The organism is Jatrophihabitans sp. (assembly GCF_035474675.1).
Lineage (GTDB): Bacteria > Actinomycetota > Actinomycetes > Mycobacteriales > Jatrophihabitantaceae > Jatrophihabitans_A.
Window position 1 is genome coordinate 1 of the sequence record NZ_DATINC010000140.1, and the last position, 20,711, is coordinate 20,711.

General features: G+C 69.9%; 24 protein-coding genes. 13 read left to right on the forward strand and 11 right to left on the reverse strand.

Annotated elements, in window-relative coordinates; translation table 11 throughout:
- The coding region (locus VLJ82_RS15980; protein WP_408664359.1) for a pyridoxal-phosphate dependent enzyme at positions 1-494 on the reverse strand (494 nt) is incomplete at its 3' end.
- 92 nt (positions 495-586) lie between these two features.
- Here VLJ82_RS15980 and VLJ82_RS15985 point away from each other — a divergent pair.
- The 10 genes from VLJ82_RS15985 (at position 587) to VLJ82_RS16030 (ending at position 12,320) form a co-directional block, all read left to right on the forward strand.
- On the forward strand, positions 587-997 hold the full coding sequence (locus VLJ82_RS15985; protein ID WP_408664360.1) for a GNAT family N-acetyltransferase: 411 nt from the start codon (positions 587-589) through the stop codon (positions 995-997).
- Between the two features lie 72 nt (positions 998-1,069).
- Positions 1,070-1,438, forward strand: coding sequence for a cupin domain-containing protein (locus tag VLJ82_RS15990; RefSeq protein WP_408664361.1), 369 nt, complete (start codon positions 1,070-1,072; stop codon positions 1,436-1,438).
- A gap of 4 nt (positions 1,439-1,442) precedes the next feature.
- Positions 1,443-2,747: an MFS transporter gene (locus tag VLJ82_RS15995; RefSeq protein ID WP_408664362.1), complete on the forward strand. Its 1,305-nt coding sequence runs from the start codon at positions 1,443-1,445 to the stop codon at positions 2,745-2,747.
- Positions 2,748-2,905: 158 nt separating this feature from the next.
- The gene (locus VLJ82_RS16000; RefSeq protein ID WP_408664442.1) at positions 2,906-3,880 is read left to right on the forward strand and encodes a methyltransferase; all 975 of its coding nucleotides are present in this window, start codon (positions 2,906-2,908) and stop codon (positions 3,878-3,880) included.
- Between the two features lie 140 nt (positions 3,881-4,020).
- On the forward strand, positions 4,021-5,877 hold the full coding sequence (locus VLJ82_RS16005) for a glycoside hydrolase family 3 protein (protein ID WP_408664363.1): 1,857 nt from the start codon (positions 4,021-4,023) through the stop codon (positions 5,875-5,877).
- Between the two features lie 761 nt (positions 5,878-6,638).
- The gene (locus tag VLJ82_RS16010) at positions 6,639-7,739 is read left to right on the forward strand and encodes a hypothetical protein (RefSeq protein WP_408664364.1); all 1,101 of its coding nucleotides are present in this window, start codon (positions 6,639-6,641) and stop codon (positions 7,737-7,739) included.
- A gap of 86 nt (positions 7,740-7,825) precedes the next feature.
- Positions 7,826-8,365, forward strand: coding sequence for a hypothetical protein (locus VLJ82_RS16015; RefSeq protein ID WP_408664365.1), 540 nt, complete (start codon positions 7,826-7,828; stop codon positions 8,363-8,365).
- Between the two features lie 639 nt (positions 8,366-9,004).
- Entirely contained in the window at positions 9,005-9,451 is a 447-nt protein-coding gene (locus tag VLJ82_RS16020; protein WP_408664366.1) for a helix-turn-helix transcriptional regulator, read from the forward strand.
- 5 nt (positions 9,452-9,456) lie between these two features.
- Positions 9,457-9,867, forward strand: a complete 411-nt coding sequence (locus tag VLJ82_RS16025; RefSeq protein ID WP_408664367.1) for a VOC family protein — start codon at positions 9,457-9,459, stop codon at positions 9,865-9,867.
- 44 nt (positions 9,868-9,911) lie between these two features.
- Positions 9,912-12,320: an ATP-binding cassette domain-containing protein gene (locus tag VLJ82_RS16030; protein ID WP_408664368.1), complete on the forward strand. Its 2,409-nt coding sequence runs from the start codon at positions 9,912-9,914 to the stop codon at positions 12,318-12,320.
- A gap of 6 nt (positions 12,321-12,326) precedes the next feature.
- Here VLJ82_RS16030 and VLJ82_RS16035 read toward each other — a convergent pair whose 3' ends face one another.
- The 10 genes from VLJ82_RS16035 to gvpO form a co-directional block, all read right to left on the reverse strand.
- Positions 12,327-12,587 (reverse strand): hypothetical protein, encoded by a 261-nt coding sequence (locus tag VLJ82_RS16035; RefSeq protein WP_408664369.1) that lies wholly within the window; start codon positions 12,585-12,587, stop codon positions 12,327-12,329.
- A gap of 106 nt (positions 12,588-12,693) precedes the next feature.
- Positions 12,694-13,848, reverse strand: coding sequence for an SRPBCC family protein (locus tag VLJ82_RS16040; protein ID WP_408664370.1), 1,155 nt, complete (start codon positions 13,846-13,848; stop codon positions 12,694-12,696).
- A gap of 27 nt (positions 13,849-13,875) precedes the next feature.
- Complete coding sequence (locus VLJ82_RS16045; RefSeq protein WP_408664371.1) at positions 13,876-15,000, reverse strand: hypothetical protein; 1,125 nt, start codon at positions 14,998-15,000, stop codon at positions 13,876-13,878.
- Between the two features lie 31 nt (positions 15,001-15,031).
- On the reverse strand, positions 15,032-15,277 hold the full coding sequence (locus VLJ82_RS16050) for a gas vesicle protein GvpG (RefSeq protein ID WP_408664372.1): 246 nt from the start codon (positions 15,275-15,277) through the stop codon (positions 15,032-15,034).
- 2 nt (positions 15,278-15,279) lie between these two features.
- Positions 15,280-16,005: a GvpL/GvpF family gas vesicle protein gene (locus VLJ82_RS16055; RefSeq protein ID WP_408664373.1), complete on the reverse strand. Its 726-nt coding sequence runs from the start codon at positions 16,003-16,005 to the stop codon at positions 15,280-15,282.
- A 2-nt stretch (positions 16,006-16,007) separates the two neighbouring features.
- Positions 16,008-16,478 (reverse strand): gas vesicle protein GvpJ, encoded by a 471-nt coding sequence (gene gvpJ / locus VLJ82_RS16060; RefSeq protein ID WP_408664374.1) that lies wholly within the window; start codon positions 16,476-16,478, stop codon positions 16,008-16,010.
- A 9-nt stretch (positions 16,479-16,487) separates the two neighbouring features.
- Positions 16,488-17,081, reverse strand: coding sequence for a gas vesicle protein GvpJ (gvpJ, locus tag VLJ82_RS16065; protein WP_408664375.1), 594 nt, complete (start codon positions 17,079-17,081; stop codon positions 16,488-16,490).
- A complete protein-coding gene (locus VLJ82_RS16070; RefSeq protein WP_408664376.1) occupies positions 17,078-17,866 on the reverse strand; it encodes a GvpL/GvpF family gas vesicle protein in 789 nt (262 codons plus the stop codon). The genes gvpJ (VLJ82_RS16065) and VLJ82_RS16070 overlap by 4 nt, the downstream gene beginning before the upstream one ends.
- Positions 17,863-18,213 (reverse strand): gas vesicle protein, encoded by a 351-nt coding sequence (locus VLJ82_RS16075; RefSeq protein WP_408664377.1) that lies wholly within the window; start codon positions 18,211-18,213, stop codon positions 17,863-17,865. Before VLJ82_RS16075 ends, VLJ82_RS16070 begins: the two co-directional genes overlap by 4 nt.
- A complete protein-coding gene (gene gvpO / locus VLJ82_RS16080; RefSeq protein WP_408664378.1) occupies positions 18,210-18,644 on the reverse strand; it encodes a gas vesicle protein GvpO in 435 nt (144 codons plus the stop codon). Before gvpO ends, VLJ82_RS16075 begins: the two co-directional genes overlap by 4 nt.
- 779 nt (positions 18,645-19,423) lie before the next feature.
- Here gvpO and VLJ82_RS16085 point away from each other — a divergent pair.
- From VLJ82_RS16085 to VLJ82_RS16095, 3 genes are read left to right on the forward strand one after another with little or no spacing between them, the layout of a single operon-like run.
- Entirely contained in the window at positions 19,424-19,729 is a 306-nt protein-coding gene (locus tag VLJ82_RS16085; RefSeq protein ID WP_408664379.1) for a hypothetical protein, read from the forward strand.
- Positions 19,730-19,735: 6 nt separating this feature from the next.
- Positions 19,736-20,032, forward strand: a complete 297-nt coding sequence (locus VLJ82_RS16090) for a hypothetical protein (protein WP_408664380.1) — start codon at positions 19,736-19,738, stop codon at positions 20,030-20,032.
- The gene (locus VLJ82_RS16095) at positions 20,029-20,697 is read left to right on the forward strand and encodes a DUF4166 domain-containing protein (protein WP_408664381.1); all 669 of its coding nucleotides are present in this window, start codon (positions 20,029-20,031) and stop codon (positions 20,695-20,697) included. The genes VLJ82_RS16090 and VLJ82_RS16095 overlap by 4 nt, the downstream gene beginning before the upstream one ends.
- The last annotated feature ends 14 nt before the right edge of the window (positions 20,698-20,711 follow it).

The following is a 20,711-nucleotide window of genomic DNA, read 5'->3' on the forward strand; positions in this document are numbered from 1 at the left end:
CAGCAGGAGCGCGAGCTGGGCGTCTTCTTCGACACGATCATCGTGTGCTCGGTGACCTCGCGCAGGGCCAGCTCCCAGCTCTCCTTGAACCCGATCCCGAACCCGGCCCGCACCAGCCGTACGTCCGCGCCGGCCAGCCGGCTGAGCAGGATGTTGCCGACCCGGTCGTTGACCGAGTCGGGCCAGTCCACCCAGCTCTCCTGGACGAGCCGGGCCTGCAGCCCGAGCTTGGCCGCGACCGCCGCGACCTGGCGGGTGTGGTTGGACTGCACGCCGCCGATCGAGACCAGGTGGGTGGCGCCCTGGGCCAGCGCGTCGGGAACCAGGTACTCCAGCTTGCGGGTCTTGTTGCCGCCGAAGGCCAGGCCCGAGTTGCAGTCCTCCCGCTTGGCCCACACCTGCGCCCCGCCCAGGTGCGCAGACAGCCGCTCCAGCGGGTGCACCGGGCTCGGGCCGAACAGCAGCGGGTAACGGGGGAAGTCGGACAGGGCCATCGGACGGCCTCCTCGGATGCGGATTGCGGGCCGGGTCGCGCATCGGCGCTGACAGGGCACAGCCTAGGTGCCCCGCATGGGATGCTCAGCCGGTGGCTGAGATCGTGTTCTCCTCCGACCTGGACGACGTCGACTGGGCAGCGCTCAAAGACGCCCTGGTGGCCGACGACTTCGACAACCTGCGGACTCCCGACCAGTACCGGCGCTCGCACGAGAACTCGCACGCCGTGGTGTTCGGGCGCTGCGAGGGCCGGTTCGTGGCCAACGGCCGGATCCTGAGCGACGGGGTCTGCAACGCCTACCTGGTCGACATCTGGACCGCGACCCCGCACCGCCGCCAGGGAGTCGGGCGGGAGGTGGTCAACCGGCTGCTGGCCACCGTGCCCGGCCAGCATGTCGCGCTGTTCACCGACGACATGCCGGCCTTCTACCGGACGCTGGGCTTCGCACCGCAGGTCGGCGGCATGAGCCGGATCGTGGGGGAGTGGCTGGCCGGCGGCTGAGCGGCCGGGCGGTTGAGCAGCGGCCGGGCGGTCGAGCAGCCCGAGGCGGCGCCCGCGTGCCAAGCTGGGCACATGGCCCGCACCCCTGTCGACCTCGCCCGGAAGCTTTCCGCGTTCTCCGACCACTGGTCACCCAAGGTGGTCGCCCGGCTCAACGACTACGAGGTCAAGGTGGTCAAGCTGGCCGGCGAATTCGTCTGGCACGCCCACGACGACACCGACGAGCTGTTCCTGGTACTGGCCGGCACGCTCACCATCCGGCTCGAGGACGGCGAGGTGTCGCTGGGCCCGGGCCAGCTGTTCGTGGTGTCGCGCGGCGTCCGGCACTGCCCGGTGGCCGACGGCGAGGTGCACGCGGTGCTGATCGAGCCCACCGGCGTGGTCAACACCGGCGACGCCGGCGGCCCGTTGACCGCCCGGTACGACGACTCGCTGGCCTGAGCCGGTGCGCCGGCCGGTCGCCGCCACCCCGCTCGGGCACAACCGGGACTTCCTGATCCTGTGGACCGGCGAGGCGGTCTCAGCCCTGGGCACCTCGATGAGCGTGCTGGTGTTCCCGCTGATCGGCTATGCCATCACCGGCTCGCCCGCGCAGGCGGGCCTGGCCACCACCGCGGTGCTGCTCGGCGAGGTGGTCGCCCGGCTGCCGGCTGGCGCGCTGGTCGACCGCTGGCCACGCGGCCGGGTGCTGCTGCTGAGCTACCTGGTGGGCGCCGGCTGCTACGGCAGCCTCGCGGTGGCCACCCTGGCAGGCGCTCTCACCCTGGCGCACCTGGTGGGGATCGGTTTCGTCAGCGGGGTCACCGACTCGTTCGTGGCGCCGGCCGCGTCCGCGGCGGTACGCACGGTGGTAGCCGAGCCGGACCTGCCGGTCGCCTACACCCAGCTGCAGATCCGCGGGCACGCCGCCGACCTGGTGGGGCCACCGCTGGGCGGCGCGCTGTACTCGGTGGCTCGCGGGTTGCCGTTCCTGTTCGACACGGTCAGCTACCTCGTCGGCGCGCTGGCGATCACCCGGTTGCGCACCCCGCTGCCCGCGCCCGACCGGGTTCGCCGCCCGGTGCTCGCCGACGTCGCCGAGGGGCTGCGGTTCGTCTGGCGGCACGCGGTGGTCCGGGCGATCCTGCTGTGGGGCGCGGTCCTCAACTTCGCGGTGACGCTGGCGCTGGTGAGCGTGACGCTGCGGCTGGTGAGGGCCGGCGTGCACCCGTCGGCGATCGGCCTGGTGGACTCGATCGCGGCGGCGTCCGGCGTGCTCGGCGCCCTGGTGGCGCCGGCGATCATCAGCAGGTTCCGGACCAGTACCACCACCGCGGTGACCAGCCTGCTACTGGCCGCGGTGATGGTGCCGATGGCCTGGACGGACCGGGTCCCGGTCATCGGCGCCCTGCTGGCATTCGGGATCTTCCTGCTGCCGGCAGCCAATTCCGGGATCTCGGCCTACCTGGTGACGGTCACTCCGGACCGGCTGCAGGGCCGGGTGAACTCGGCCGGCGGCTTCATCGCCGGGGGAGTGGTACCACTCGCCCCGGTGCTGGCCGGCGTCCTGATCGGGTGGGCCGGCGGCCGGGTGGCGACCCTGGTCGGCGCGGCGTGCGTGGCCCTGAGCCTGGTGCCGTTGCTGTCCAGCAGCGCAATTCGCGGCCTCGGCCGGCCGGGATCCTGGTCGGCCACCGAGCTGCCCGCCGAGGAGCTGCCGGCTGAGGAACTGCCGGCCGAGCAGCCGGCCGGAGAGCGGCCCGGCGACTAGCGGCTCAGCGGCCCAGCGGCCGGCAACCCGGCGGCTGGCAACCCGAAAGGTGCGGCCGACGCACCGGACGGCCAGGCTGGGCAAGCCTCATGGCGGCGGCTCTCAGCGGGAGGTGAACTGCGGTGACCTCCGACGACCGGGCCGCCGAGCTGTGGGGGATGGCCCACCTGGGCACCCCGATGGCGATCCGGGTGGCGGCCACCCTCCGGCTCGCCGACCACCTGGCCGCGGGGCTCGGCACCGCGGCCGAGCTGGCCCAGGCCGCCGGTGCGCACCCCGACGCGCTGGACCGGTTGCTGCGCTACCTCACCGCCCGCGGGGTGTTCAGCCGCGACGAGGCCGGCCGGTACGACCTGACCGCGCTGGGCCAGGCGCTGCGCAGCGACCATCCGGGACGGATGCGGGCCGGGCTGGACTTGACGGGCATCGGCCGGATCGAGCTGGCCTTCACCGGGCTGCTGCACAGCGTCCGCACCGGCGAACCCGCTTATCAGCAGGTGTTCGGGCACGACTTCTGGCAGGACCTGGCGGCCGATCCGGAGCGCCGGGCCACCTTCGCCGCCTGGATGGCATCGGACCTGCCGTCCCGGTCGCGGCAGCTGCTGGCCGGCTACGACTGGGGCTCGCTCGGCTGGCTGGTCGACGTCGGCGGCGGCAACGGCACGATGCTGATCGCGCTGCTGACGCACTGCCCGACGCTACGCGGAACCGTGCTGGACCGGGAGGAGAACATCTCCGACGCGCGTTCGGCGCTGGCCGGAGCCGGGCTCGCCGAGCGCGGCGAGGCGGTGGCCGGCAGCTTCTTCGACCCGCTGCCGGCCGGCGCCGGCGGCTACCTGCTGTCGCTGGTGCTGCACGACTGGGCCGACGGACCGGCGCGCGCGATCCTGCGCCGGTGCGCCGAGGCGGCGGGGGAGTCCGGCAAGGTGCTGGTGGTGGAGCGGACCGGCGCGGACGGCGAGTCTCCGCACACCGGCATGGACCTGCGGATGCTGGCCGTGTACGGCGGCAAGGAGCGCCGGGTCGCCGAGCTCACCGCCCTCGCCGCGGACGCCGGCCTGGCGGTGGTCGCGGTGCACCCGGCCGGCGGGTACTCCATCGTCGAACTGCGATCGGCCCGGGCAGCCGGCTGACCCGGGCGCCGGAGGTCGATGCTGTCCGGATCATGGTTTTCCTGATGAGTTTCGGCATGTCGCCCGTTTTCGATCTAGGCTCGGAAGCGGGCTGGTGCTGCGGGCACCGGCCGGCTGAACCTGGACGGATGGACACGCTCATGGCCGTATTCAGCTCGAACCGTTCCCACCCGAGGCGAGCGGCGGCCGGTGCCGCTGCCGCCCTGCTGGCCGCCGGCCTGCTCGCCTGGACGCAGGCACCGGCGGCGACCGCCGCGGCCGCGTGCACCTCGCCCGCGGACTGCCTGTCGAAGATGACGTTGGCCGAGAAGGCCGGCCAGATGACCCAGGCGTCCTGGGACTCGCTCAAGAGCAAGGCCGACATCACCACCTACGGGCTGGGCTCGCTGCTCAGCGGCGGTGGCGGCGGCCCGAACGGCGCCGGCGGCACCGCCACCCAGTGGAAGACGATGGTCGACGACTTCCAGAGCTACGCGCTGAAATCCCGGCTCGGCATTCCGCTGCTGTACGGCATCGACGCCGTGCACGGCAACAACAACATCACCGGCGCGACGGTCTTTCCGCACAACATCGGGCTGGGCGCCACCCGGGACGCCGCGCTGGTCCAGCAGGTCGAGGACGTGACCCGGCAGGAGGTGCTGGGCAGCGGCATCCGGTGGGCGTTCGCGCCGTGCCTGTGCGTCGCCCGCGACGACCGGTGGGGCCGCAGCTACGAGAGCTTCGGCGAGGACCCGTCGGTCGGCAGCGCGCTGGCCGGCGCGGCGGTCACCGGGTTCCAGGGCAGCAGCCTTTCCTCGACGTCGGTGCTGGCGACGGCCAAGCACTGGGTGGGCGACGGCGCCACGACGTATGGCACCGGCAGCAGCGGCTACCTGATCGACCAGGGGGATGCCCGCATCTCCGAGACCGAGCTGGACGCGATCCACATCCCGCCCTACACCCAGGCGATCGCCGCCGGGGTCGGCTCGGCGATGGTCAGCTACTCCAGCTGGAACGGCGTCAAGGACCACGGCAACAAGTACCTGATCACCGACAAGCTCAAGGGCGCGCAGCACTTCTCCGGCTTCGTGGTCAGCGACTGGGCCGGGGTGAAGCAGTTGCCCGACTCGACCTACGCCGCCCAGGTGGCGCACGCGGTGAACGCCGGCATCGACATGATCATGGTGCCGGACATCTACGTCGACACCATCAACGCCATCGTGAACGGGGTGAACGGCGGGCAGATCCCGCTGTCGCGGGTGGACGACGCGGTGACGCGGATCCTGACCGCGAAGTTCGCGCTCGGCCTGTTCAGCACCCCGTACACCGACTCGAGCTACACCGCGAGCGTCGGCTCGGCCGCGCACCGGGCGGTGGCCCGGCAGGCGGTGCGGGAGTCGCAGGTGCTGCTGAAGAACGACGGGGTGCTGCCGCTGGCCAAGACCGGCAGCTACAAGATCGTGGTGGGCGGCAAGTCCGCCGACAACATCGGCAACCAGATGGGCGGCTGGTCGATCTCCTGGCAGGGCGCCAGCGGTGCGACCACCACCGGCGGCACCACGTTCTGGCAGGCGCTGCAACAGCAGGTGGCCGGTACCGGGATCACCGTCAGCAATGTCGGCACCCGGACCAAGGGGAACTACAAGGCCGACATCGGCATCTGGGTGGGCGGTGAGACGCCGTACGCCGAGGGCAAGGGGGACAGCTCGACGCTGGCGTTCGGCAGCGACAACTCCGCGGCGCTGTCCGACATCTGCGCGCGAGTCACCAAGTGCATCGCGATCCTGGAGTCCGGCCGGCCTGTCATCATCAAGGATCAACTGGCCAAGGCGAACGCGTTCGTCGCCGCCTGGCTGCCGGGTACCGAGGGCGGTGGGCTAGTCGACAACCTGTTCGGCAGCGGCTACACCGGCAAGCTGCCGATGAGCTGGCCGAACGCGGTCACCGACGAGCCGATCAACACCGGCGACGGCAAGACGCCGCTGTTCGCCTTCGGCTCCGGCCGCTCGCCGTACTGAACTCGCCGTACTGAACCGGGGGAACCGGCCCGCGTCGTCGTGGTGAGGACATCAACCCCTGAGTCAAGGCACCCGAGAGGCCTGTTTTAACAAGTCCTGCAGGGTTCTGGATACGGAGTGACCACCGCGGATGCTTGGATGGTTCTGCTCTGTCCTGACTGGGTCAGCCGCAGGGTTGCGACGTATGTCTTGGTCTGAAGGGCATCCTGCGTCAGGATGGTGCAGGTGCTCGACGTCGAAGTGCATCCGCTTTGGATACAGGGGGTCGTCGTCAGGGGGCTACAGCTGCTGGTGATGGGCGTACCGCTCGAGTAGGTGAGGGTCCACTGGTAGGAATACGTGCCGGACAGGTAGTGCGCCGAGAATTTCTCGTCGCCTCCCCCTATTCCGGAGCACTGATTGGCAGTCCAGGTAGAGCCGTAGTAGCCGCACCCGAGTACCTCACCTCCAAATGCCTGGGCAGCGGGTGTGCCTACTACGAAGAAAGCCAAGGTCAGCAGGGCCGTCAGGGCACCTGTCCATAATTTGCGCATTAGGGGATCCTTCCGGCGATAAAGTGCACCGACTGTAGAGCCGGGGCCGGTGCAGGTCAATCGTTGCCACCAAGTTCCCGCCGAATACGGCTGTCCTTGCAACAGCTGCTCGCAGGTAGGTGTCTAGAAGGTATGCAGCCGCACGGCCTGCGGTCCGCCCTCATCGCCGTCCCCGTCCTGCTGGCAACGGTGGCAGCGAGTGGCTGCGCTGCCCCGACCATGCCGACCGTGCCGACAGCGAATTCGGCAAGTCCCAGCCCGACGCTCCGGCCCGCCACCAGCCCTACGCCGCGGGAGGGCACCGACCGGAGCACGCCACCGCCGGAGTTCCTCGGTGAGATCGTCGGTCCGTGGTCGGCCACCTCGCTCACCGTCACCTCCATCGGACCGATCCTGGCCAGCGACGCGGATTCGGTGTACGGCCGGGAACGCGACCGCCTCGATCGCTTCGACCCGTCGAGCGGGCACATCACCGCGTGGGCCGAGGTGGACGAGCACACCGACTGGCCACCGCTGGTGACCTCGCACGCCCTGTGGCAGACACTCGCGGTGAACGGAACGGTCACCCTCCAGGCACTCGATCCGCGAACGTTGCGCGAGCTCCGCTCCGTTCGGATCGCCACCCCCACGCCGACCGTGACGCCGACCGGCCCGTGCGGATGCGCCAAGGTCCCGGCCGGGTCCCAGTGGAAGCCGTCGCTCGCCGCCGGTGCGGACGCCTCGACGCTCTTTCTCGCAAACGCCGATCGCGTCTACGCACTCGATCCGGCCAGCGGCGCCGTCGAGCACCAGGCAACCGTGGACGGCCTGGTCGGCGGACTGGCTGCCGCCGCCGACGGCAGCCGGCTGTACGTGGCCGTGAACGTCCCCGCCCGCAACACCGCTCGACTGCTGGTGCTGGACACCCGGCACGGGTTGTCGACGATCAGCGACCTCCCGCTGGCCGGCGGCACGGTCAGGCGCCTGCTGGTAACCGGTGGCGGGGTGTGGGCGACCACCAATACCGGGCACGAGGACAACATCCGGTTCGCGCCGCTGACCGATCTCGCCCACAGCCGGATCGTCAGCTATGTCGGCGCGCTGAGCGCGACCTCCGCCGGTGGCCTGGTGTGGGCCGGTGGTGACGGTGAGATCGTGTGCGCCGATGCCTCGACCGGCACGATTCGAGACCGTGCCAAGGTCTCGTCGGAGATGGGCCTGCCGTACTCCTTCGGCAGTGTCCAGCTCGTCGCCGGCCATTGGCTCGCCGCCTACCGGGCGCCGGATGTCCTCAACGGCGGCGAGAACACCGGGTTGGCCACCTTCACGCTGCCTCCGTCGTGCCGTTAGCTCACCGCGATAAGGCTCGGCCTCGCCGCCTGCAGGTACTGATCCGGTGCCGACCAGCTGTGGCCGATGTGGTTTAGCCTTGCGTGATGCGGGCGAAGATCGCGGTAGGCATCTGCGCGGCTGTGCTGATCGGCGGCTGCGGAAGTGCCGGCGATTCGGCCGCCGGCGACTCCAGGACCTCGGTGGCCAGCAGCGGCCCTTCCGTCGGGGCATCCTCGGTATCGGCCTCGACCACCCGCACTCCTGGTCCCTCCGGCACGGCACAGCCCGGCGCCGTCATCACCCTGGCGTCGAGCCGGTTCGGCCCGGTGCTGTTCGACGCCAGCGGACAGGCGATCTACCTGTTCGATGCTGACAAGGCCGGCGAGCCGACCTGCTACGACGACTGCGCCGGCGCCTGGCCGCCGGTCCTGACCAAGGGCCGGCCGGTTGCCCGCGGTGGCATCCACGCGCAGCTGTTGGGCACGACCACCCGCCGGGACGGCTCCGCCCAGGTCACCTACGGCGGCAAGCCGTTGTATTTCTATGCCCACGAGGGCAAAAACGTCGTGCTGTGCCACAACATCCGCGAGTTCGGCGGGCTGTGGCTGGCCGTCACCAGGACGGGAACTCCCGCCCCGACCTGACGCGAAAGCCCGCTACGTCAAGCAGCGTCCGGCTAGGGGCAGGGGCTGCACGGCGGATCCCCCCAGATCGTAGCTACGGCTTGGATGTTCCTGGTCCGTCCGGACTGGGTGAGGCGCAGGAGGGCGGTGAACTTACGGTCCGAGGAGCCGACCTTGCCCACGATGTTGCACGTGGCAGAGGAGGCAGTGCATCCGCTGGAGATGCAGAAGCTCGCCACGGTGCTACTGCAAGCCTTCGTGATAGTGGAGCCGGAAGGATCAGTGATGGTCCACTGCATGGAGTAGCTGCCAGACAGAGTGTGCACCGAGTAGTAGATCGGCAGGTTGTCCAGGTTGCCGCCCCCTCCGCTACATGAGTTGGCGGTCCACGGGGCACTCTGGACCGCACATCCGAGGACCTCGCTGCCGAATGCGTTCGCGGCGGGGCTTCCCATGATGAAGCAGGCCAGGGCCAACACCGGCGCGAGGATCATCGCCCACAGTCTGCGCATCGTGACTCCAGCAGAAGCCGTTCGAAGCCATGTCCGGCATACCGACAGTCGCTCCGATAGTGGATGTTCGGGCTAGGATGAGCCGTTCATCCTGAATAGTCAACAGGTACCCACCCATCCACTCCCGCGACGTGGCACCATTCGGCAGGTGACCAGCACGTCCGTCGAAGCGCAGCGGCTGCGCGATCTCGCGCGGCTGCGCCGGGTGCGCGACCGGATCGACCGCGAGTACGCCCAGCCGCTGGACGTCGAGGCGCTGGCCCGCGACGCGCACATGTCGGCCGGGCACCTCAGCCGCGAGTTCCGCCGCGCCTACGGGGAGTCGCCGTACTCCTACCTGATGACCCGGCGCATCGAGCGGGCGATGGCACTGTTGCGCCGGGGCGACCTGAGCGTCACCGATGTCTGCTTCGCGGTCGGCTGCTCGTCGCTGGGCACCTTCAGCACCCGCTTCACCGAACTGGTCGGCGTGCCACCCAGCACCTACCGGCGGGAGGCGGCGGCGACCGAGGGGATGCCGTCGTGCGTGGCCAAGCAGGTGACCAGACCGATCAGGAATCGAGAAGCGCCGGCCGGTGAACCGCAGCTAGCGTGACCGCCATGGACATCACCATTCACTCCAGTTTCCTCCCGCACGACGACCCGGACGCCTCGCTGGCCTTCTACCGCGACACCCTTGGCTTCGAGGTTCGCAACGATGTCGGCTACGGCGGCTTCCGCTGGATCACGGTCGGCCCGCCCGGCCAGCCCGGCACCTCCATCGTGCTGTACCCGCCGGCCGCAAACCCCGGCATCACCGACGACGAGCGCCGCACCATCGCCGAGATGATGGCCAAGGGCACCTACGGCATCCTGGTGCTGGCCAGCAAGGATCTCGACGGCACTTTCGAGAAGCTGCAGGCCAGCGACGCCGAGGTGGTCCAGGAACCCACCGACCAGCCGTACGGCATCCGCGACTGCGCCTTCCGCGACCCGGCCGGCAACCTGATCCGCATCAACCAGGTCAGCTGACCGGACGGGCGAGCGCAGCCCGGCGAATTCGAGACGGAGCCACCATGAGCACGGCCACCAGGTCGGACAGCCGTACCCAGGCGATGCACGTCGCCGACAGCCACGGCGTGATCCGGGTGCACGGCGCGCGGGAGAACAACCTCAGGGACATCAACGTCGAGCTGCCCAAGCGCCGGCTGACGGTGTTCACCGGCGTCTCCGGTTCGGGCAAGAGCTCCCTGGTGTTCGACACGATCGCCGCGGAATCGCAGCGGCTGATCAACGAGACCTACAGCACCTTCGTGCAGGGCTTCATGCCCACCCTGCCGCGGCCGGACGTCGACGTCCTGGACGGGCTGACCACCGCGATCATCGTCGACCAGCAACGGCTGGGCGCCGACCCCCGCTCCACCGTCGGCACCGCGACCGACGCCCACGCCATGCTGCGAATCCTGTTCAGCCGGCTGGGAGAACCGCACATCGGCCCGCCCACCGCCTTCAGCTTCAACGTCCCGACCCGGACGGCGAGCGGGGCGATGACCGTCGACAAGGGCCGGGGCGAGCGGATCGTGGTGCGCAACGTCGTCTACCAGGGCGGCATGTGCCCACGCTGCGAGGGCCGGGGCGCGGTCAACGACATCGACCTGAGTCAGCTCTACGACGAGAACAAGTCGCTCAACGGGGGAGCGCTGACCATTCCCGGCTACAGCATGGAAGGCTGGTACGGCCGGATCTTCAGCGGTTGCGGCTTCTTCGACCCGGACAAGCCGATCAAGAAGTTCACCAAGCGGGAGCTGGCCGACCTGCTCTACAAGGAACCCACCAAGATCAAGGTGGACGGCATCAACCTCACCTACGAGGGCCTGGTACCAAAGATCCAGAAGTCGATGCTGTCCAAGGACGTCGACTCCCTGCAGCCGCACGTGCGCGCCTTCGTCGAGCGGGCGGTCACCTTCGGCACCTGTCCGGACTGCGCCGGCACCCGGCTCAGCGAGGCGGCCCGGTCGGCGAAGATCGGGGGGATCAGCATCGCCGACGCGTGCGCGATGCAGATCAGCGACCTGGCCGGCTGGGTGCGCGGCCTGCACGAGCCCGCCGTCGCGCCGCTGCTGACGGCACTGGGAGAAACCCTGGACTCCTTCACCGAGATCGGCCTGGGTTACCTCTCGCTCGAGCGGCCGTCGGGCACCCTGTCCGGCGGCGAGGCGCAGCGGGTCAAGATGGTGCGGCAGCTCGGTTCGTCGCTCACCGACATCACCTACGTCTTCGACGAGCCGACGATCGGCCTGCACCCGCACGACATCCGGCGGATGAACGAGCTGCTGCTACGGCTGCGCGACAAGGGCAACACGGTGCTGGTGGTGGAGCACAAGCCGGAGACGATCCTGATCGCCGACCACGTCGTCGACCTCGGACCGGGTGCCGGCACGGCCGGCGGCGAAGTGGTCTTCGAGGGCACGGTGGCCGGGCTGCGGTCCAGCGGCACGTTGACCGGCCAGCACCTGGGCTACCGCGCCTCGGTCAAGCCCGCGGTACGGGCGCCGTCCGGTGCGTTGCAGGTGCGCGGTGCCGACACCCACAACCTGCGGGCCGTCGACCTCGACATCCCGCTGGGCGTCCTGGTGGTGGTGACCGGAGTGGCGGGCTCGGGCAAGAGCTCGCTGATCTCCGGATCGGTGGCCGGCCGGGACGGGGTGGTGTCGGTGGACCAGGCGCCGATCCGCGGCTCCCGGCGCAGCAACCCGGCGACCTACACCGGGCTGCTGGAGCCGATCCGCAAGGCGTTCGCCAAGGCCAACGGAGTGAAGCCGGCGCTGTTCAGCCCGAACTCCGAAGGTGCCTGCCCGGCCTGCAACGGCAACGGCGTGATCTACACCGACCTGGCGATCATGGCCGGGGTCGCCACCCCGTGCGAGGAGTGCGAAGGCCGCCGCTTCGATGCCTCGGTGCTGGAATACACCTTCGGGGGCAAGGACATCAGCCAGGTGCTGGCCATGCCGGTGGCGGACGCGGAACGGTTCTTCGGAGCCGGCGAGGCACGCACACCGGCCGCGCATGCCGTCCTCACCCGGCTGGTCGACGTCGGGCTCGGCTACCTCACCATCGGGCAGCCGTTGACCACGCTGTCCGGCGGCGAGCGGCAACGGCTCAAGCTCGCCACCCACATGGGGGAGCGGGGCGGCGTGCTGGTCCTGGACGAGCCGACCGCCGGCCTGCACCTGGCCGATGTCGAGCAGTTGCTGGCCCTGCTGGACCGGCTGGTCGACGGTGGCAAGTCGGTGATCGTCATCGAGCACCACCAGGCGGTCATGGCGCATGCCGACTGGATCATCGACCTGGGCCCAGGCGCCGGCCACGACGGCGGCCGGATCGTCTACCAGGGCACCCCGGCAGACCTGGTCGCCGCGCCCGCCACCCTCACCGGCGAGCACCTCGCGGCCTATGTCGGTGCGGCCGGCGCGACCGGCGCCTGAGCGGGATCAGCCGACCAGCCGGGACACCCGGCGCAGCATGTCCGGACTGGGGTAGCGCTGTGCGGCGATCTTGTCCAGCAGCAGGTTGACGATCCGCACCCGGTCGCGCACCGTCATGTGCGACTCCAGCAGGTCGAGCATCTGGTTGCTCGGGAACCGCTCCCGCTCCATCTCGTCCAGCACGATGGTGACGAACCGGTCGTGCAGCCCACCGAAGGTCCGCTCGACCTCGGCTCCGGACTCGTCGTCGAAATCTTCCTCAGCCATCTGCGTCGCTCTCCTCTCGACGGTCGGGCATCCCCGGTCGTCGGCAGTTCGAGGCCGTAGCCACCGTGCGGCTGACCGGCCGGTATCGGGAGTGGAATCGAGCTAGTCAGCTCGCTCGCCGGCGCGGGGCCGGCTCCTCCTCGTAGTCCTCGTCGGAGTCGGCGTAGTCCTCGTCGTCGGCGTAGTCGTCCTCGTCACCGAGATCGTCCTCGTCCTCGTCGTACTCGCCTTCTTCGTCCTCGTCGGCGTAGTCCTCGTCAGCCTCGGACTCCTCGTCACCGGCGTCCTCGTCGGCGTAGTCCTCGTCGGCCTCGGACTCTTCGTCACCGGCGTCCTCGTCGTAGTCCTCGGCCGAGTCCTGCTCCGAGCCGTCCTGCTCCTCCTCGGCCATTGCCTCGTCGTGGTCCCGGACGACCTCGCCGTCCCGGATCTCGCCGCGCCAGCCCTCGACCTCCTCGTTGGACATCATCACGAACCGGCGGTACAGCTTGAGGTCCAACCGCACCCGGCGGCCCTGGGCACGCCAGATGTTGCCGGTCTTTTCGAACAGGCCGGCGGGGTGGTACTCCAGCGCGAGCAGGATCCGGGTCAGGTTGGGCGCCAGCTCGTGGAAGGTCACCACGCCGTCCACGGTGCCCTTGGGGCCGTCCGAGGTCCAGGCGATCCGCTGGTCCGGCACCTGTTCGGTGATCTTGGCGTTCCAGTTGCGCTTGGACCAGAAGACCTTTGCGTTCCAGCCGGTCTTGGTCTCGTCCTCCTGGCTGACGCTCTGCACCCCCTTGGACCACTTGGGGAACTCGGTGTACTGGGTCCACCGGTTGTACGCCTGCCGCACCGGCACGCCGACGTCGATCGACTCCTCGATGTTCATCGACTTCTTGCCGCCGGATCCCTTGCCCTTGCCCTTGAAGGCGGACTTTACGGTGTCCTTCACCTTCTCGGTGACGCTGCCGGCCGCTCCCTTGAGCGCCGCCTTGGCAGGGGAGTCACCCTGCGCGACATTCTTGGCGGTCTTGCCGAGCAGGCTGCCTGGTTCGGCAGAACCGTTGGCCACGTCGGTCAACCGCCGCGTCGCGCCGGTGACCTTCTCGCCCAGCGAACCGACCAGCCGCTCGGACTGGGCCCCGAGGTAGCCCTCGGCGCTGTGCAACAGCTTCTCCGTAACCGGGTTGCGGGAGGCCGCCGATCGCAGGGTGCCGGTCAGGCCGTCGGAGCCGCCGCCTTGTCTTCCGTTCTCGCTCTCGCTCTGAGCCATGGTCATCGACCGTCCTTAGTGTTGTCCGGTGCCCTACTGGGCGCCACGGCTGGCTGTCTTCTTCGCCGGCCGAGCAGCCGTCTTGCGCGCGGTGGCTGCTGCCTTGCGCGGGGCGGCCTTGCGGGTCGTCTTGCGCGGGGTGGCCTTCTCCGCGGCGGGTGCTGCCTTGCGCGGGGTGGCCTTGCGGGTCGTCTTGCGCGGAGTGGCCTTCTCCGCGGCAGGTGCCGCCTTGCGCGGGGTGGCCTTGCGAGTCGTCTTGCGCGGAGCCGCCTTGCTCGGGGCGGAACCCGAGTCCTCGCTGTCATCGGAGGTGCGCGGCCGCCGCCGGCGCGGGGTGGAGCCTGAGTTCTCGCTGTCGTCGGAGCTGCGCGGCCGCCGCCGGCGCGGGGTGGGGCCCGAGTCCTCGCTGTCGTCGGAGGTGCGGGAGCGCCGCCGGCGCGGAGTCGGCTCCTCCTCGGCTGCCGCAGCGCGGGGCTGCCGCCGCCGCCGCGCGGCGGGACGCCGACCACCTTCGTCTTCGTCCTCGTCCGCCGAGGCGGCCGGCTCGGCCTCGCCCTCATCCTCGGCCTCGTCGCCGGTGTCCGTGCCGGCTCCGCCGTCTTCGTCCTCGTCGGAGGCGTCGGCCTCGTCTTCGAGGTCCTCGTCCGCCTCGTCCTCGGGACCGGCCTCGTCCTCGTCACCGAGATCGCCTTCGTCCTCGTCGGACTCGTCGTAGTCCTCGTCCTCGTCGGACTCGTCGTAGTCCTCGTCGGTGTCGGACTCGTCGTCGTAGTCCTCGTCCTCGTAGTCCTCGGCGTCGTACTCGTCGTCGGCGTAGTCCTCGTCGGACTCGTCGTCCTGGGAGTCCTTCCGGTGGCGCAGCCGTTCGGTGCGCGCTTCCAGTCCCTCGGCCAGCCGCTCGAGTCGCGAGTTCATCGCGGCGGTGGCGGCGGCCCGGCCGGCCTGCATCAACTCCCCGCGTACGTCCCCGGTCAGCTTGGCGACCTCCGGGCGCTGGGCCAGCTGGGCCAGCGCGCCCTTGCCGAGTTCCTTCGGATCCAGCTCCAGCCGCTTGCCCAGCAGCCAGGTGCCGAGGGTGATCGCAAGCTTCGCCTTCTTCGTCCTGCCCAACAGGTAGCCGCCGGCGACGGCGACGCCGACCTTTGCAGACTCATTCATGGCGTTTCTCCTTCAGCGAGTGGTACGGCATTTAGGTCGAGCGGTTACGTGCGGTGGCGTCCTGCAGCCGCTGCAGCAGCACGTCCTCGGCACGGTCGAATTCCTCTTCGCTGATGCGGCCCTCATCCAGGTCGGCTGCCAGCTCACGCAGCTCGGCATAGATCGCATCGACGTCGTAGAACTGCTCCTCGGCGACGGCGACGAGCTTGTCGGCGACCCAGGCCACCCCGCGTACCGGTGCCAGCGGCAGGGTGAGCAGTCCAGTGATCAGGCCCATAGTCAGTCCCCCACGAAGCTGTAGGGCGGCAGCGGGCCGGTCAACACCAGGTCGACGGCGGGGGAGAGCTGCGCGCGCAGCTCGTCCACGGCGTCGGTGAAGCCGTCCACCGCCGAGCGTTCGACCAGGAACGCCGCGTTGAGCACGTACTTGTCGCCGGCGGCGAGCGTGGCGGTACGCGAGGCGAGCGGGTGCAACCGGTCCAGCAGCTGCGCTCCGCACAGCTGCCGGCGTTGCGCCACGGCGGTGGCGACCGCCTGGCCCAGCTGCACCTGACGCTCGTGCGAACCGTCCCGCCGGGCCGCCTGCAGTGCGCTGCGGACGGCCGGATCGTTGCTCGCCGAGGCAATGAACTGCTGCTCGTCGGGCAGCGCCTTGACGTTCAGCTCCACCCGGCCGGCCAGCTCGCGCAGCAGCCGGGTGTAACGCTCGGCGTTGCCGCGCAGGCTCTCCAGCAGGGTCTGCTCGTCCGGTGCCACCACCCCGAAGCGCATCGGCAGCACCGGGCCGTGCTCGGCGAGCAGGTCGAGCACCCGCTGGTGGGCGAGCAGGTCCCGCCGCTTGCCACGCAGATCGTCCGGCGCGGGGCTGACCACCGCGCTCACCGGCAGGTCGGAGTCGGTGAGCCAGTCGATGGTGTCAGCCGGGGCGCCGCCGACCGCCTGACCGTCGGCCAGGCTGGCCGGGGGTCCGGTGTCGACGATCCCGTAGACGTACAGCGCGGACATGATCAGCGCGCGCCCGCCTCAGCCGGACGCCGGCGGCGGGGCCGGTCCTCCGCCGGTCGCCGGCGCGCCGGCTGCCGGCCGTTGTTGCTGTCGTCATCGTCGTCGTCGCCGCGCAGCCGGTGCACGCCCTCCGAGATCGCGTTGGTGACACCGCTGACCGCACCGCGGGTCTTGCCGCGGGCGCCCTTCTCGGTCATGCCGCCGATGAACTCGTCCAGCGGCTTGGCGTCGCCGGTCTGGGTGAGGTCGAGCCGGTTCACCGCCTCGGCGAAGTGCAGGTAGGTGTCGACGCTGGCCACCACGATGCGGGCGTCGATGGTGAGCAGCTCGATGCCGACCAGCCCGACCCGGACGTAGATGTCGATGACCAGACCCTTGTCCAGGATCAGCTCGAGTACGTCGTACAGGGTGCCGGACCGGTGCCGGTTCGAGTTCGAGGCGGGCTGGTTCGTCATGCTGGTCATTGCGGTCATGGATTCCTCCTAGTGGGCGGTGCCGGCAACGGTTGCCGGCAACGCGGGAGTGGAGCGCACTCCGAAGATCTCGATGAGCTGGTTGATGCGCTGGTCCAACAGCATCAGCGCCTGGCCGAGGCGTTCGACCTGGTCGCCGGTGAGCGAGCCGTGCTCCATCCGGTGGATGGCCTGCCGTTCCAGCAGCCGGTGCACGATCTCGATCACCGCGATCAGCAGGGCGCCGACGCCGAGATCAGCGCGGTCCGGACGGTCGAGCTGCAGCGCGGCCGGCGGTGCGGGTACCGCGGTGGCGCGGGGCGTATAGGGCACGGGCTCGGGCGGCCCGGCCGGAGTTGCGGGGTACCGCTCGGCGGGCGAGTCGGTGTTCCCGGTGTCCGGTGCGGCCGGGTGCGGTGCGCCGGACCGGACCGGGGGCGCCGGGCCGTCGTTGTCGGCCAGGGTGTCGACCGCGCCCAGCACCAGCTGCAGGTTGACGCGGATGAGGTCCACGTCGGCCAGCCCCAGCAGCAGGTCACCGGTTGCCGCCACCCCGGTCTCGACCAGCCGGTCCAGCAGCTCGATCAGCGAGCCGTCGCCGAGCGTGCGGGTGGACTGCGTCATGGCCGGACCTCCGGCTGGCCTGTCGGTGTGGTGACCGGCTCCAGCGCGTCGCCGCGGAGGAAGTGGTACGGCGGCCACGGACCGGTCAGCTCCAGCGTGCAGCCGGCTGGCGACCACCGTGCGCGCACCGGCTCCAGGGCGGCAGCCAACCGTTCGGCGTCATCGGCCAGCAGCCAGATGCGCACCGTGTCGGTGGCGCCGTCGAGCGGGCGGGACACCGCGATGTCGCGTACCTGCGGTGCGAGCTCGGCACGCACCTGCTCGACACATTCGGTCAGCCGGTCGGTGCGCTGGGAACGCGCCTGCAGCGCGGCCTGCCGGGCCAGCAACCACGCGGTGCCGGAGCCGGCTGCGGACGGCGCCTCGGCCGGCTGGTCGGTGGACTGCTCGATGCGTACCTTCAGGCTCCATTCGGTGGCACCGGCCAGCCTGTGCAACTCGGCGAGCAGCGCGGCATGTCGCCGTCGCAACATGTCCTGCACGTCCGCACCGCGCGCGTACACCGTGCCGAAGCGCATCGGCAGCACCGGTCCGCGGTCCAGCGCCTGCAATGCGACGCGTTCGTGCGCGCGCACCGCGTGCGCAAGCCAACTGGTCTCGGTCACCGCGGTTGCTTGCTGCACGGTGGAGAAGGAGTCCAGGTGCACCACGCTGGTCAGTGCGGACAGCTGCCCGTGCGTCACCGGGACCACTGCCGTGTCGTCGATTCCCGGTATCCCGTCCAGCTCGGCAAGCGCCTCGGCGTCACCGATGGCGTAGATGTAGTAACCGGTCCCGGTGGTCATTCTCGGGCCCCGCGCACGTCGTCCGGTTGAGTGTCACCGGCCGGCTGGGCAGTGCCTTCCAGCTCGTACACGCGCTGGCGTAGTTGCTGGTTCTCCTGCTGCAGCGCGCGGGCGTCCCGGGACAGGAACGGGTCGTCCTGCCACCAGTCGATGCCCATCTGCTTGGCGGTGTCGACCGAGGCGATCAGCAGCCGCAGTTTCAGGGTGAGCAACTCGATGTCGAGGATGTTCACGACCACGTCACCGGCTATCACGATGCCCTTGTCGAGGATGCGCTCGAGAAGGTCGGCAAGCGTGTCACCCGAGCGGCTCGCGCTCGGGTAGTTGCCGGAGTTGGGCAGGGTCATGAGTCGCCTGCCTGGTTGCGGTAGTACCGGTGCTCACGCTGGTAGGACTGCAGCGTTCCGTCGGTGTCGACTAGCACCCGGTAGCTGGCCATCACACTGGTCGAGTCCGGGATGCGCGCGACCTCGACCACCTCGACGCGCACCTGCCACCCGTCGTCGGTGCGCTCCAGGCCGGAGATGCCGTCGGCGCGCACACCCGAGATCTCGGTCAGCTGGTCGGCAGCGGCGCGTGCGATCTGCGCGGGTGACGGCGCACGGTTGCCGCCGTTGCGTGCAGCGGTGCTGCTCGCGGTGCGCTTGCGCGGTGCGGTGTCGTCGGATGACGTGGCGGTGCGCTTGCGTGGTGCGGTGTCGCCGGATGACGTGGCGGTGCGCTTGCGTGGTGCGCTGTCGCCGGACGGCGCGGCGGCGCGCTTGCGGGGTTGAGTCATCTCATCTCCAGCCGGTTGCGGACGGCGGCGGAACAAGACGGACTTGTTGTGTAGCTGCGGACCCTGTTTGCCGCGTTCCGCCCTGAGCGCCGGCTTCACTGGAGCCGGCAGCCTCCGGGATCGCTGCCACCGAGGGATCGGTGACGCGCAAGTTGACGCGCACGGCGCTGTTCGCCGATCTCTCAACTTGTGGTTTACAACGTAACTCGTCGTGACACTCGTTGTCCATGACGAGCGTTCGCAACCGCGCGAATTCCTACCCGCCACCAGACCTGTGACGTGGCTTTCGCGTGCACTTGGGACATGCATACCACCCGCGGTGGACCCCCGCTCGTTACGTCGCGGTGAGGGCACCGCACGCATGGGTCGAAATGCGCCGCCGAACGGCGTGTGACCGTGTCGTGCAACCCGGTCTGCCGCGGGGTGCGGGCACCCGCACGGGTGCGTTTCGGATGTCGTTCGACACGTTGTAATGCGTGCTCGATCCGAGGTGTGCGCAGGTCGCGCGATGCGCTGCACGCGGTACTGCACACCACGTTGTCGAGGCGTTGCAGCTGACGGTGTGCGGTGCGGATCGCAGGCGTCGGCACCGCTGCCGCGCAGCCTGTTTTCACGCTTCGCGGAGTCCTACCGGTGCACGTTCGACGCGTTCGTTTCCGATGCTCTTCGTCGGTGTCGCGACCGCTGTGCAACGCACTGACAACAGGGCAGTCAGCACCGCGTTACACGCGTCGAAAATGTCGCGCTCACCGTCGTCGGCGAAGGGCACAATGGGGGTTGTGCCGCCGCAGCCGATCTATGTCGAGACGGTGATCGACGCCGACCTCGACCGGGTCTGGCAGCTCACCCAGGACCCCGTCCTGCACGCACGGTGGGACCTTCGCTTCAGCAGCATCACACCCACCGGAACCACGCCGGACGGTGCGCAGCGGTTCCGTTACGAGTTGCGCATCCCGGGGCATCGTCTCGCCGGTACCGGAGTCTCGTTGGGGGAGCGGCGCCGCGCGGACGGAACACGTACCTCCGCGTTGCGCTTCACCACCACCGACCGGCTCTCACCGCTCGGCGACGGCCGCGGTTACTAGCGTTACGTGCCCACTCCGAGCGGTGTGCGATTCCTGACCGGCTACGACTACCACCCCGGCTGGGGAAGGCTCGCCGACGCGGCCGGCGTGCGGTGGCTGGTCGGCTGGCTGACCGCCTGGAGCTTCGACCGGTTGCGCATCTGGGCCGAGACCGGGCAGCCCCCGGAGGCGTGGCCGCTGCGTTCGGTGTTCGCGTGGTGGCGTCCGGACCGTCCGCGAGCCGCACGCTGCCGTCGCCGGCCGCTGCGCGGACACGCCATGGACGGCTCGCCGGCGAGCCTGGCAGAACTCCCGGCGCCATGACGTCGATCTTCGCCGAGGCGATGGGAGCCGACTTCGAGCGGTTGCACCCGATGCTGCAGCGCCGGTTCGGAGTGGGCCTGCACGCCGGCTACGCCTGCATCGGGACCGGTGTGATGACCTCGATCCGCCGTGGCCCGTGGTGGACGTTGCCGTTCCTCTACGTCGGCAAGCTGCGCAACATCCTGATCCCGTACGTGGGCGAGAACGTGCCGTTCGTCATCAAGAACTACCCCTACCGTGATCCGTACGGCCGCGAGACGATCACGTTCGTGCGCGAGTACTCCGTGCGCAGTCGGCCGAGCAGGTTCGACGCCACCATGGTCCTGACCGGCGGGCGGCTGGTCGACTACCTCGGCACCCACCAGCACCTCGCCGTCGACCTCGACCTGCAGGTGACCAGTGACGGTTCGCTGCTGCTCACCACCCATGGTCAGCGCTTCTACGAGGGGCGGGTGGGCTTCCGGTTTCCGCTGCTGTTCAGCGGCCGGGCCACGCTGCACGAAAGCTACGACGACGATGCCGAGGTCTACCGAATCGCGCTCGAAGTGCGGAACCGGGTCTTCGGGTTCCTGTTCGGCTACGAAGGTCACTTCCGGTGCGAGTTCGTACCGGCCAGCGATGCTCCCGACGAGCTCAAACCGGTCCGGCACGAACGCCGCACCTGAGGAACACGAGGTAG

Excerpts from the sequence above, each read along its gene's own strand:
- gvpJ (WP_408664374.1), bottom strand. The coding sequence starts at position 16,478 with ATGACCGCAATGACCAGCATGACGAACCAGCCCGCCTCGAACTCGAAC.
- VLJ82_RS16070 (WP_408664376.1), bottom strand. The coding sequence starts at position 17,866 with ATGACCACCGGGACCGGTTACTACATCTACGCCATCGGTGACGCCGAG.
- VLJ82_RS16015 (WP_408664365.1), top strand. The coding sequence starts at position 7,826 with ATGCGGGCGAAGATCGCGGTAGGCATCTGCGCGGCTGTGCTGATCGGC.
- VLJ82_RS16005 (WP_408664363.1), top strand. The coding sequence starts at position 4,021 with ATGGCCGTATTCAGCTCGAACCGTTCCCACCCGAGGCGAGCGGCGGCC.
- VLJ82_RS16000 (WP_408664442.1), top strand. The coding sequence starts at position 2,906 with ATGGCCCACCTGGGCACCCCGATGGCGATCCGGGTGGCGGCCACCCTC.
- gvpO (WP_408664378.1), bottom strand. The coding sequence starts at position 18,644 with ATGACTCAACCCCGCAAGCGCGCCGCCGCGCCGTCCGGCGACAGCGCA.
- VLJ82_RS16040 (WP_408664370.1), bottom strand. The coding sequence starts at position 13,848 with ATGACCATGGCTCAGAGCGAGAGCGAGAACGGAAGACAAGGCGGCGGC.
- VLJ82_RS16035 (WP_408664369.1), bottom strand. The coding sequence starts at position 12,587 with ATGGCTGAGGAAGATTTCGACGACGAGTCCGGAGCCGAGGTCGAGCGG.
- VLJ82_RS15990 (WP_408664361.1), top strand. The coding sequence starts at position 1,070 with ATGGCCCGCACCCCTGTCGACCTCGCCCGGAAGCTTTCCGCGTTCTCC.
- VLJ82_RS16025 (WP_408664367.1), top strand. The coding sequence starts at position 9,457 with ATGGACATCACCATTCACTCCAGTTTCCTCCCGCACGACGACCCGGAC.
- gvpJ (WP_408664375.1), bottom strand. The coding sequence starts at position 17,081 with ATGACGCAGTCCACCCGCACGCTCGGCGACGGCTCGCTGATCGAGCTG.
- VLJ82_RS16045 (WP_408664371.1), bottom strand. The coding sequence starts at position 15,000 with ATGAATGAGTCTGCAAAGGTCGGCGTCGCCGTCGCCGGCGGCTACCTG.
- VLJ82_RS16055 (WP_408664373.1), bottom strand. The coding sequence starts at position 16,005 with ATGTCCGCGCTGTACGTCTACGGGATCGTCGACACCGGACCCCCGGCC.
- VLJ82_RS16030 (WP_408664368.1), top strand. The coding sequence starts at position 9,912 with ATGAGCACGGCCACCAGGTCGGACAGCCGTACCCAGGCGATGCACGTC.
- VLJ82_RS16075 (WP_408664377.1), bottom strand. The coding sequence starts at position 18,213 with ATGACCCTGCCCAACTCCGGCAACTACCCGAGCGCGAGCCGCTCGGGT.
- VLJ82_RS16095 (WP_408664381.1), top strand. The coding sequence starts at position 20,029 with ATGACGTCGATCTTCGCCGAGGCGATGGGAGCCGACTTCGAGCGGTTG.
- VLJ82_RS16050 (WP_408664372.1), bottom strand. The coding sequence starts at position 15,277 with ATGGGCCTGATCACTGGACTGCTCACCCTGCCGCTGGCACCGGTACGC.